Source organism: Companilactobacillus insicii, from assembly GCF_003946015.1.
Taxonomy (GTDB): Bacteria; Bacillota; Bacilli; order Lactobacillales; family Lactobacillaceae; genus Companilactobacillus; species Companilactobacillus insicii.
Window position 1 is genome coordinate 1 of sequence record NZ_RHNU01000053.1, and the last position, 12,009, is coordinate 12,009.

Below are 12,009 nucleotides of genomic sequence, written 5' to 3' on the forward strand. Positions count from 1 at the left end.
CGAACACAGAAGTTAAGCTTCTTTACGCCAAAAGTAGTTGGTGGGAAACTACCCGCGAGGATAGGAAGCTGCCACGCTGTTCATCATTATTCCGGATTAGCTCAGTTGGTAGAGCATCTGACTGTTAATCAGGGTGTCGTCAGTTCGAGTCTGACATCCGGAGTTATATACTTAGGAAAAACCTAGGTGCACCAGATATTACATCTAGTTCATAAGAATTAGATGTATTTTTTTATAAAAATTTAATTTTTATATAATCTGCTTGTACCTTTTCCTAATCATGGAGAGTTGTCCGAGTGGCTGAAGGAGCATGATTGGAAATCATGTATACGGGTATTGCCTGTATCAGGGGTTCAAATCCCCTACTCTCCGTTGTAATATAGAGCTTTGTTCATTTAGAATGAAGTTCTATTTTTTTATTCAATATTATTAGGATCAATAAAAGTAAAGATTAAAAAAACTTAAAAAAAATACTCACAAATAAAAATATTATGGTACAATAATATTCGTAAGTTAATTAAATGTTATGCGCCTATAGCGCAATTGGATAGAGTGTCTGACTACGAATCAGAAGGTTGTAGGTTCGACTCCTACTAGGCGCATTGTTGTTATCGTTAAAGCTATCAGTGATAAATTTCACTGGTAGCTTTTTTTGTTCAATTAAAAAGAGCAACCATTTGGTTACTCTTATGCTTCGTTTATTGAACTTACAAATTCTTGATAATCATCTTCCTCACCAGTCTCTGATATTTCTATATTATCTAATTTAGATGAGTGAAGATCGTTTTCATTAATCCTTAATTCATGTGTAAAAGTAGCATTACCGATTAAATGTATTTTGCTATCTTCCTTATGCGCCGATAATTGTACATTAGTTTTAACCATACCGCCGGGATTATAAACTGTGATATCTTCATCAGGATTGAAGTAATCGCCGTTAAGCAATGCAAATGCTAAGCTAGTGGCTGACATACCAGTTCCACAGGCATTTGTAAAACCTACGCCACGTTCATATGTTTGGACAAACAATTTGTTGTTATCCAATATCTCACAAAAACTTACATTAACTCCCTCGGCAAAATAAGGATTGGGGGTATTGAGAGCCTTTCCGAGATCTCCCAAGTCATCTTCGTATATTTCATCAACAAAACTAATTAAGTGTGGGTTAGGGACTGCTATAGCTGTAAATTTTTGTCCTTTAATAAATTCTGGGATTTCTTCATCGACTAATTCTAGTTTGTTCTTGTATTCAAATGGGAGATCATCTTTTGCAAAGGAGATAGGGGATATCTCAACACTAAACGCAGGAACGTTGGTGTAAAAGTCAACCGATTTTTTAACCTCTAGGTTAGTTTCGAAAGTTTCTATTTTGAAAGAAGACTTACTGAATTTTTCAGATAAGTAACGACTTACAGTCCTTAATCCGTTACCACACATTTTTGCCTCGCTTCCATCAGCATTGATAACTCGCATTTGCCCTAAACAATCTGTAAACTGCGAGTCATTTACGACCAACAATCCATCAGCACCATTTAAAATTTCATTTTCAGGAGTACAAATTTTAATAGCTAGTCTTTTTAGTTCATCATCAGATAACTGATTATTTAATTGTGTTTGATCTAATATAAAAAACTGATTTTCAGATCCGTGGACTTTGAGCAGTTGAGCCATTTCTTTCACCTCAATAATTATTTAGTCGAAAAATGTATCATAGATATTTTGTACGGCTTTATTAGCATCTTTTGCTTGTGTACCAATCATAATAGAGATGCGCGATGCGCCTTGGTTTATCATATGTACGGCAATATTGTTTTGTGTAAGAGAATCAATAATCAATCCGATTGTATTAATATTGTGAGCAATTCCTTCACCAACTACCATAATAATTGCATAATCATCTATCCATTCCAAATAATCTGGTTTAATGGTAGATCTGATTTCAGCACATAGTTTTTTTATAGTTACATCGTCCAACTTACTTTTGTCAAAGATAACAGTTAAGTCATCAATACCTGATGGCATGTGTTCGTATGAGATCCCATACTTGTAAAAAATTTGAAGTAGTTTTAGCGTAAATCCGACTTCTTTATTCAACAAATACCGATGCAAGTATAATGCGGAGAAACGCTTAGAACTTGCTATACCAGTAATTAAGTTTGCTGGATCAAATAAAAATTGCGAAGGTACTATCATTGTGCCTGGTGCAGTGGGATTATTAGTGTTCTTGACGTTAACAGGTACTTGTCCTTCAACCGCCGGTATGATAGCTTCATCTTGAAAAACCGAGAATCCGGCATAAGACAATTCACGCATTTCTCTATACGACATTTTTTTTATTGCTTGTGGATGATCTACTACGTGGTTGTTAGCCACATAAATTGCATCAACATCAGTAAAGTTTTCATATAGATCAGCCTTAAATCCACGGCTAAGTATAGAACCAGTAATATCAGATCCACCACGTGTGAATGTATAAATTGATCCATTTTTGCTGTACCCAAAGAAACCTGGAAAAATGATTTTAGTGTCATCAAATTTATATTTTGCTAAGTTTGTATATGTTTCAGGCAAAACATCAGCATTGTTAGGAGACCCTCCTAACAATAATCCAGCGTCCTTAGGGTTGAGAAATTTTGCCTTTATACCTTCATGATTCAGAACAGCAGCCAAAGTAATTGCACTTAAGTATTCACCATGAGCTTTAAATGCTGCTAGTAGATGGTCGTCGTCTACAAATTTTTCGGTAGCTAAATTTGTAAGTTTTTGTTGTATGATTTCGATTGTCTCGGAATCTAAATTGTAAGCTTCACAAATTTCTTTATATCTACCGACTATTTCATTATATGTGTTTTTATAGTCTTCATTATTTAAGACATTGTTTGCGTATTTTATTAATAGATCGGTAACTTTAATATCGCCATAAAATCTTTTTCCTGGAGCGGATGTCACTATGACTTTTCGGTCTTTATCACTACTTACAATGTTTATAACTTTTTGGAACTGTTCACTATCCGCTAACGAACTACCGCCAAACTTGACGACTTTCACATCAATCACCTCATTAATTAATTAAAAAATTAATACATTTTTAATGTAGAGTTTAGCATTTTTATGCATTAAAACAAGATAAATGTTTAAATAATTAGAAAAAATCGTAAAAGTGATTAATTAACCTTGACGTATTATTAGAATTGTTATAATCTTTTAAGCAACAAAACAAAAGAGGTCGCAATTGACATTAGTAAATAAGTGAGTCACTGCAAGGCATTGAACTTATTGAAAGGGGAAATTGCCGAAGCGTCAGATTTGCAGGATCTGATGTGCTGGGACGTGTTAATAAGATGACATGGACTGTCATGGCAAAATGTCGCCGTGGTGCGCTTATGACAAATATGATGCAGAATAATTTTGATTTTGGATCTCTTTGTTTTAAGCAAAGGGATCTTTTTTTATCCCATCTCTACAAAAAGAAAGGTTGTTTAAAAATATGATTAGTAGTGATTTAAAGAGTTCCAATGGACATTTGATTATTGGCGGTGTTGATAGTGTTGATCTGGCACACAAATATGGGACTCCATTAGTTGTATATGATGTTGAGCAAATTCGTCAAACGATAAACGACTTTCGAAAGAGTTTTGAAAAAAATTATTTTAAATATCAAATTAGTTATGCAAGTAAGGCATTTGCTACAGTAGCAATGTATCAAGTTTTGAAACAAGAAAATCTTCATACAGATGTTGTATCAGGAGGGGAATTGTTTACAGATTTAAGAGCCGGTTTCCCAGCTGATAAGATTAGTTTTCATGGTAATAATAAGTCATTAGAAGAATTAGAAATGGCTGTTGATAATCATATTGGTGTTATCATAATTGATAATTTTTATGAAATTGAATTATTAGAAAAAGTTTTGACTGAAAAAAATACTTCAATTAACGTTATGTTGAGACTAACGCCTGGTATTTCAGCTCATACTCATAAATATGATCAGACTGGACAAGTTGATAGTAAATTTGGATTTGATGTTGAATCAGGTCAAGCTGAAAAAGCTTTACAGTTGGTTTTAAAAAATTCTAATATGAATTTAATTGGTATTCACGCTCATATCGGTTCGCAGATTTTTGGAATCGAAGGATTCACGATGTTAGCACACAAAATGGTGGAGATCTCAAATGAGTGGCATCAAAAGTATAATTTTACTCCGCAAGTACTTAATCTTGGTGGCGGTTTTGGAATTAGTTATACGGCTGATGATGAACCTATTGGAGCTGATGTGTTTATTGAACAAATTACTAAGATTGTTCGTGACGATATTCAGAAAGATGGTTTAGATTTGCCAGAAATTTGGATTGAACCAGGTCGTTCGATTGTTGGTCCAGCGGGATATAATTTATATACAATTGGTTCACGCAAAGATATTCCGAATCTTAAGTCATATATTAATGTTGATGGTGGTATGGGAGATAATATTAGACCAGCCTTGTATCAAGCAAAATATGAAGCAGTCGTTGCTAATAAAATGGATGACAAACTTATACAAGATGTACATGTAGCTGGTAAGTATTGTGAATCAGGAGACATCTTGATAGACTCAGTAAAACTACCAGATGTTGAACCGGGAGATACATTGGCAATGCTAGATACTGGTGCTTATGGATATTCAATGGCATCAAATTATAATCGTAATCCACGTCCAGCAGTTGTTTTTGTTGAAGATGGAAAAGATAAATTAGTTGTGAAACGAGAGTCATTTGAAGATTTAACTAAGTTAGATTTAAGTTACTTATAAATTGGTATATATAATAGGTTGAAAAAATTGGAGGAAGTACGATGAGCAAGATGAATGCTGAAGAAATTATTAATTACATTGGGAATTCAAAGAAGGTAACTCCTGTTAAAGTTTTTGTTAAAGGAAATGTTTCAAAATTGAATGTTCCAACAAACGTTAAGTCCTTTTTGAATAGTTCAGCCGGTGTTCTGATTGGCGATTATTCAGAGATTAAACCTCTATTGAATGAAGTTGAAGATTACTATATCGAAACTTTAGCTCAAAATTCAGCTGTTCCAATGCTTGATATTAAAGGTATCAATGCTCGTATTGAACCGGGTGCAATCATTCGTGATCAAGTTGAAATCGGCGATAATGCAGTTATTATGATGGGAGCAGTAATCAATATCGGTGCAGAAATTGGTAATGGGAGCATGATTGATATGGGGGCGGTTCTTGGTGGTCGAGCAATTGTCGGTAAGAATTCTCATATTGGTGCTAATTCGGTACTTGCTGGTGTTATTGAACCAGCATCTGCTGATCCAGTACGAATTGGTGATAATGTAACTATTGGAGCTAATGCAGTTGTTCTAGAAGGTGTTCAAGTTGGTGATAATGCTGTTGTTGGTGCTGGAGCTGTGGTTACGAAAAACGTTGCACCCAACGAAGTAGTTGTTGGAATACCCGCCAAAGTAATTAAAGTTAAAGATCAACAGACAACTGATAAGACACATATTGAAAGCACATTAAGGAAGTTGTAATTATGGTCTTGACTGAAGATGAGCTGATTGAAATAAGAAGAAACCTTCACCAAATACCAGAACTTGCATTACAAGAGAATGAAACGCATCGATACCTAAAAAGTATCGTTCAAAAGTTTCCACAAGATCATTTAAAAATAAAAGAAGTATCAGAGTTACCAACTGCGTTATTAGTTAAAGTGTCAGGCAGTGATCCTCATAGAACAATAGGTTATCGTGCTGATATGGATGCTTTACCAGTAACTGAGAAAAATGGTCTTTTATACGCATCTAAACATCCCGGAGTTATGCATGCTTGTGGTCATGATTTACATATGACTGTAGCCTTAGGAATCCTCAGTTATTTTTCAGAACATCAACCAAAGGATAATCTTGTATTTTTCTTTCAACCTGCTGAAGAGAGTGAAAGTGGTGGCCGACAAGCTTACGACCTCGGTGTTTTTAATGGAGAATATCAGGTTGATGAGTTCTACGGGTTACACGATAATGCTGAACTAGGATCAGGTGTAATAGGCTGTCGTAATGGAACATTATTTGCCGGTACAACTGAGGTAAATGTCACAGTACATGGAACTAGTGGACACGCGGCTTATCCTCATGAAGCGAACGATGCAATTGTTATTGCATCTAATTTTATTAGCCAAGTTCAAACGATAATTTCTAGGAATATTGATCCAACTAAATGTGGAGTTATTACATTCGGTAAGTTGAAAGCGGGAACGATTAGAAATGTTATTGCGGGAACGGCCAGAATTGAAGGCACGATTCGTGGTTTAACACAGGATATGATTGAATTTATTCGTAAACGGATTGTAGAAGTGGCTCATGGCTTGGAAGTATCTTTCAATGCAACAATCAATCTTGAATTTAATCAAGGTGGATATTATCCGGTTGAAAATAATTCGAAATTAACAACTAAATTTATTAATTATATGAAGCAATCGAATGCCAAGTACCAAGATATGGAACCGGCAATGACTGGAGAAGATTTTGGTTATTTGTTAAATAAGATACCTGGAACAATGTTTTGGTTAGGGGTCGATAGCCCAGGGTCATTGCACTCAGCCGATTTTTTGCCAAATGAAAAAGCAATTAAAGATGGTGTCGAAGCATTTACTGGCTTTTTAAATTACCGAATGAATTCGGAGGAAAAATAGATGTTAGAAAATGTAGATTTAATGACCGCAATTGTCACCCCACTTTCGGATGATGCAAAAGAAATTGATTATAATGCGCTAGAAGTTTTAACAAATCATTTATTGGATACAGGTAGTAAAGGATTTGTGATTGGTGGTACGACAGGTGAGACTCCAACTTTGACAGAGGTTGAAAAATTATCACTCTATTCACATTTTGTTGAAATTGTAAATGGACGTGTACCAATTATTGCAGGTGTAGGTAGTAATAGTACTCAGTCAACTATTGATTTTACTAACAAAGTTGCCGCAATCAAAGGTATTGATGCTGTTTTAGTTGTGGTTCCTTATTACAATAAGCCCAATCAACGAGGGATGATCGCTCATTTTCGTACGGTTGCTGATAATTCGCCTTTGCCGGTAATTATTTATAATATTCCTGGTAGAACTGGCGTTTTGATGGAAAAAGAAACAGTTGTGGAATTATCAAAATATCCAAATATCAATGGTATAAAGCAATGTAATACTATTGAGGATCTAGAATATATAGTTGAACATACTGATGATGAATTTGCCGTTTATAGTGGTGAAGATTCTCAGGCACTGCCAGCAAAGTTATTAGGTGCTAATGGTGTTGTTTCAGTCGCATCACATATATATGGTGAATTGATGAGTGAAATGTATCAACAATTGGATGCTGGTGATTACAAAGCAGCTGGTGCAATACAGCGTGAATTAACACCTAAGATGGCAGCATTGTTTATGTATCCATCGCCGTCACCAACTAAAGCAGCTTTGAATGAGATTGGTTATCATGTTGGTGGCTGTCGTTTACCAATTCTGTCACTTAATGACGAAGAAAAAAACGTACTATTCAACAAGTTAGATATTCAGGAGGTAATCAAGTGATAAAAATAATCGTATCCGGGTTTAATGGATCTATGGGACAAAAAGCCGTTAAGATGATTAAAAGTAATGATAATTTTAAGCTGGTCGGAGTTTTTAATCCTGTTATTAAAGATTTATCACCTTCAACCTATGGATTAGATGATTCAGTTAAGGTTTATAATAACTTATCACTCATTGATGTTAGTGCGGATATTTGGGTAGATTTTAGTATCCCAACAGCGGTCTTTGAAAATACCAAATTTGCAATTGAACATGATTATCGTCCAGTTATTGGTACTAGTGGATTGAGTGAAGATCAAGTTGCTGAATTAAAGTCATTGGCTGATAATAGAAAACTTGGTGGCATCATTGCTTCCAATTTTGGTATTTCAGCAGTATTAATGATGAAATTTGCTCAAGTTGCAGCAAAGTACTTTGATCAGACAGAAATTGTTGAGACGCATCATCAAGACAAGTTAGATTCGCCTTCAGGAACTGCGTTGAATACGGCTCGTTTGATTCATGAGGTTCAACAAAAAGATCAGACTGAAAATCCTAATGAGTCTGATCCACTTGGAACTCGCGGTGGCGATTATCATGGTATAAAGATTCATGCCATTCGCTTGCCAGGTTTTATTGCTGATGAAGAAGTTATCTTTGGAAGCACAGGTGAAAATTTAATTATTAAACAAAGTACAACAGATCGTGAATCCTTTATGAAGGGCGTCCAATTAGCTATCAATGAGGTTATTTCACGTGACGAGTTGATTATTGGATTAGAAAAAATTATTTAACGGAGATGTTTAAGATGCCAGAATTATCGAAGAGTGTAGAAAATATAGAGAATGAATTAGTCAAGCCATTTGGAGAAAACAAGATTCTTGCTTTCAATTCAAAAATTGTAGGAATACCAGGAATTGTTAAGTTAACACTAGGTGAACCAGATTTTAATGTTCCAGAACATGCCAAACAAGCTGCAATTAAGAGCATTGAAGAAAACCAATCACATTACACTCCTCAAAGAGGAATTCCTGGATTACGTGATGCAATTAGTAATTACCTAGCAACTGATTACGGTGTTAAATATGATCCAAACACTGAAATCATTGTAACCATTGGTGCTACTGAAGCACTTTTTACATCTCTGTATACAATTCTTAATCCTGGTGAAAAAGTTATTGTACCAACGCCTACATTTTCGATGTACATGGATGATATCAATTTGGTTGGTGGCATTCCTGTTGAAGTTGATACTTCCAAAGATGGATTTAAAATAACTCCCGAAAAACTTAATAAAGTCATCGATCAAGAGGGCTCAGATGTAAAGGCATTGATTATCAACTATCCGGGCAATCCTACTGGTGTTATTTATACTAAAGATGAATTAGAAGCTTTGGCTGATGTAGTCCGCGATAAAGGCATTTATGTTATTTCTGATGAGATTTATAGTCAATTGGTTTATGGAGAGAAGCACGTTTCTTTTGCAAGTGTACTTCCTGGTCAAACAATTCTTATCAATGGATTGAGTAAATCACATGCTATGACTGGATATCGTATTGGATACATGGCTGCACCTAAAGGATTTATTGATCAAGCTGCTAATGTCCATACACTTACTATTACATGTCCATCAAATCCAGCACAATTTGCAGCAGAAGAAGCTTTGAAGAATGGTCATGATGATCCAGTTGAAATGCGTAGAACTTACGAAGAACGTCGTGACTTTATTGTGGATGCCCTTAATAAAATGGGTTATGAAACTGTTAATCCAGAAGGTGCATTCTATGTATTTCCTAAGATACCAACTGAAATTAATATGAGTTCAGAGGACTTCTGTTATAAATTAGGTAAAGACGGCAAAGTAGGAGTTATTCCTGGCGACGCTTTTGGTGATGCTGGTGAGGGGTATTTCAGAATTTCATATGCTACTTCTATGGCAGATATTAAAGAAGGTATGAAACGTTTGGCAGAATTTACCGATAAATTATTACAAAAAAATTAATTAAATAAGGAATTTTGTTATAGTATAGTAGTTATATACAAATGAGAATAGGAGAGTACGTTATGCCAAAATTAGATTCATCTGTTAAGAATGTTGTAAATGAAACAATCGCACCATTGGGAATTTCACAGATTAGATTTTTTGCACAGAAATTTGCAAAGATTCCTGGAATTATCAAACTAACATTAGGTGAACCAGATTTTAATGTACCTGAACATGTTAAAGAAGCGGCCATCAAAAGTATTGAAGATAATGATTCTCATTATTCAGAACAACGTGGCACTATGGGACTTAGAAATGCGGTATCAAGTTATTTGAAGAAACAATATGATGTTGACTATGATCCAGAAACGGAAGTTATTGTAACTATTGGTGCTACTGAGGCAGTATTCGTTTCTCTGGCAGCAATTATCAATCCAGGTGATAAAATAATTGTTCCAACACCTACATTTGCTTTGTATTTGCCAATAATTAAGGTTCTAGGTGGTATTCCGATTCAAGTTGATACTACTCCAGATAATTTTTGTTTAACTGGAAAGAAATTGGCCGAGGTCATTGAACGAGAAGGCGAGGACAATGTTAAAGCATTGATCTTAAACTTTCCAGGTAATCCAACTGGTCATGTATATTCACAAGAACAACTAGAAGAAATTGTTGATGTCGTTAAGGATAAACCAATGTATGTTTTGTCAGATGAAATTTATGCTGAATTAACATATGGTCGCAAACATGTTTCTCTAGCTAAATTACTCCCTGGAAAAACAATTCTGATTAATGGACTGTCAAAATCTCATGCAATGACGGGTTATCGTATCGGCTATGTAGCTGCACCTGCTGATTTTGTTGTAAATGCTGGTAAAATGCATGCCTACACTGTAACGGCTCCATCGAATCCGGCACAGTATGCTGCACAGGAAGCATTAGAAAATGGGATCGAAGATCCAGTTGAAATGCGCAAGATTTATCAAGAACGTCGTGATTACATCGTTGCACAATTGAATGACATCGGTTATAAGACATTATTGCCAGAAGGTGCATTTTATACATTCTCTGAAATTCCTGAAAAATTTGGATTAAATGATGTTGATTTTGCAACTAAGCTTGCTGAAGAAGGAAAAGTTGGTGTTACACCAGGTTCAGCCTTTGGTAAGGGTGGAGAAAACCACTTCAGAATGTCTTATGCGTCATCAATGGAAGATATTCAGGAAGCAATGAAACGATTACGTGCATTTACAGACAAGCTAGAAAATTAAAAAATATAAAGGATGAATATTATGAGTGAAGGTTATGAAGTAGCTATTTTAGGTGCAACGGGTGCCGTGGGAACTCGTTTAATTCAACAATTGGAACAATCAACAATACCTGTTTCAAAAATTAAATTGTTGGCATCCAGCAGATCTGCTGGTAAAAAGCTTCAATTTAAAGGTGAAGATGTTATTGTTGAAGAGGCTAAACCTGAATCCTTTGAGGGTGTGGACATTGTTCTGGCATCAGCTGGTGGATCAGTTTCGAAGAAACTATTACCCGAAGCTGTTAAGCGTGGCGCTGTATGTGTTGATAACACTAGTGCATTTAGAATGGACCCAGACGTTCCGTTAGTTGTACCTGAAGTTAATGAGAAGGCCCTTTATAATCATCATGGTATTATCGCCAATCCTAATTGTTCAACTATTCAAATGATGGTTGCACTGGAACCAATTAGAAAAGTTTTTGGTTTAAAGCAGATTATTGTTTCTACATATCAAGCCGCATCTGGTGCAGGTCAGAGTGCTCTGAATGAATTATATAGTGAAGCTCAAGATTATTTAGATGGTAAAGAAATGTCTGCTGATATTTTTCCAACTAAGGGTGATAAAGAACATTATCCATTGGCTTTTAACTTATTACCACAAATCGATGTGCTTGAGGATAATTTATATTCACACGAAGAGTGGAAGATGATTCATGAAACAAAGAAGATTATGCTTGGAGATATGAATGATCCAAAGATTAAGGTAACGGCAACATGTGTCCGTGTCCCTGTTCCAATTAGTCATGGTGAGTCTATTTATATCGAAGTTGAGGATAAGGAGAATGCCACAGTTGATGCAATACGTAAGTTGATCGACGAAGCACCAGGTGCAGTCCTTCAAGATGATCCTGAACATCAAGTATATCCACAACCAATTAACGCAACCGGTAGCCGTGATACGTTTGTCGGTCGTATTCGTCCAGATCTTGAAAACAAAGGGTCATTTAATATGTGGGTTGTTTCTGACAATTTACTGAAAGGTGCTGCCTGGAATACAGTACAAATCGCAGAAAGATTAGTTGCTGATGATCTTGTTGAAGTTAAATAGTATTTATTAATTGGGTCTTGTTTGGTAGCATGGAGAATATGGGCTCTTTGTCAAATAGTATTGATGAATGATTTTTGGCCTATGGGCATCCTCAATGAGGATGCCTATTTTTATGCAC

The 12,009-nt window shown here is 35.5% G+C and carries 10 protein-coding genes, 3 tRNA genes and 1 riboswitch; of the genes, 11 read left to right on the forward strand and 2 right to left on the reverse strand.

Going from position 1 to position 12,009, the window contains the following annotated elements:
• Positions 1-90: 90 nt before the first annotated feature.
• The 3 genes from EKM79_RS11680 to EKM79_RS11690 all read left to right on the forward strand — a co-directional run bounded on the left by EKM79_RS11680 (position 91) and on the right by EKM79_RS11690 (position 602).
• Positions 91-163: transfer RNA gene (locus tag EKM79_RS11680), tRNA-Asn, on the forward strand.
• 119 nt (positions 164-282) lie between these two features.
• Positions 283-372, forward strand: a tRNA-Ser gene (locus EKM79_RS11685).
• A 156-nt stretch (positions 373-528) separates the two neighbouring features.
• A tRNA-Arg gene (locus tag EKM79_RS11690) sits at positions 529-602 on the forward strand.
• A gap of 85 nt (positions 603-687) precedes the next feature.
• On the opposite strand, the gene dapF is transcribed toward EKM79_RS11690, so the two are convergent.
• Together dapF and EKM79_RS11700 are read right to left on the reverse strand one after the other, a co-directional pair.
• A complete protein-coding gene (gene dapF, locus EKM79_RS11695) occupies positions 688-1,671 on the reverse strand; it encodes a diaminopimelate epimerase (RefSeq protein ID WP_125569017.1) in 984 nt (327 codons plus the stop codon).
• A 21-nt stretch (positions 1,672-1,692) separates the two neighbouring features.
• Positions 1,693-3,048, reverse strand: coding sequence for an aspartate kinase (locus EKM79_RS11700; RefSeq protein WP_125569019.1), 1,356 nt, complete (start codon positions 3,046-3,048; stop codon positions 1,693-1,695).
• Positions 3,049-3,212: 164 nt separating this feature from the next.
• Positions 3,213-3,391, forward strand: a riboswitch (Lysine riboswitch).
• Between the two features lie 96 nt (positions 3,392-3,487).
• On the opposite strand from EKM79_RS11700, the gene lysA reads away from it, so the two are divergent.
• The 8 genes from lysA (at position 3,488) to EKM79_RS11740 (ending at position 11,891) form a co-directional block, all read left to right on the forward strand.
• A complete protein-coding gene (gene lysA / locus EKM79_RS11705) occupies positions 3,488-4,786 on the forward strand; it encodes a diaminopimelate decarboxylase (protein ID WP_125569021.1) in 1,299 nt (432 codons plus the stop codon).
• A 41-nt stretch (positions 4,787-4,827) separates the two neighbouring features.
• Positions 4,828-5,526, forward strand: a complete 699-nt coding sequence (gene dapD, locus EKM79_RS11710) for a 2,3,4,5-tetrahydropyridine-2,6-dicarboxylate N-acetyltransferase (RefSeq protein ID WP_125569023.1) — start codon at positions 4,828-4,830, stop codon at positions 5,524-5,526.
• A gap of 2 nt (positions 5,527-5,528) precedes the next feature.
• A complete protein-coding gene (locus tag EKM79_RS11715) occupies positions 5,529-6,683 on the forward strand; it encodes an N-acetyldiaminopimelate deacetylase (protein ID WP_125569025.1) in 1,155 nt (384 codons plus the stop codon).
• Positions 6,684-7,571, forward strand: a complete 888-nt coding sequence (gene dapA / locus EKM79_RS11720; protein WP_125569027.1) for a 4-hydroxy-tetrahydrodipicolinate synthase — start codon at positions 6,684-6,686, stop codon at positions 7,569-7,571.
• Positions 7,568-8,344, forward strand: coding sequence for a 4-hydroxy-tetrahydrodipicolinate reductase (gene dapB, locus EKM79_RS11725; protein ID WP_125569029.1), 777 nt, complete (start codon positions 7,568-7,570; stop codon positions 8,342-8,344). The genes dapA and dapB overlap by 4 nt, the downstream gene beginning before the upstream one ends.
• 14 nt (positions 8,345-8,358) lie before the next feature.
• A complete protein-coding gene (locus EKM79_RS11730; protein ID WP_125569031.1) occupies positions 8,359-9,552 on the forward strand; it encodes an aminotransferase class I/II-fold pyridoxal phosphate-dependent enzyme in 1,194 nt (397 codons plus the stop codon).
• A 62-nt stretch (positions 9,553-9,614) separates the two neighbouring features.
• Positions 9,615-10,805, forward strand: coding sequence for an aminotransferase class I/II-fold pyridoxal phosphate-dependent enzyme (locus EKM79_RS11735; protein ID WP_125569033.1), 1,191 nt, complete (start codon positions 9,615-9,617; stop codon positions 10,803-10,805).
• A 21-nt stretch (positions 10,806-10,826) separates the two neighbouring features.
• Positions 10,827-11,891 (forward strand): aspartate-semialdehyde dehydrogenase, encoded by a 1,065-nt coding sequence (locus EKM79_RS11740; protein WP_125569035.1) that lies wholly within the window; start codon positions 10,827-10,829, stop codon positions 11,889-11,891.
• Positions 11,892-12,009: the final 118 nt, after the last annotated feature.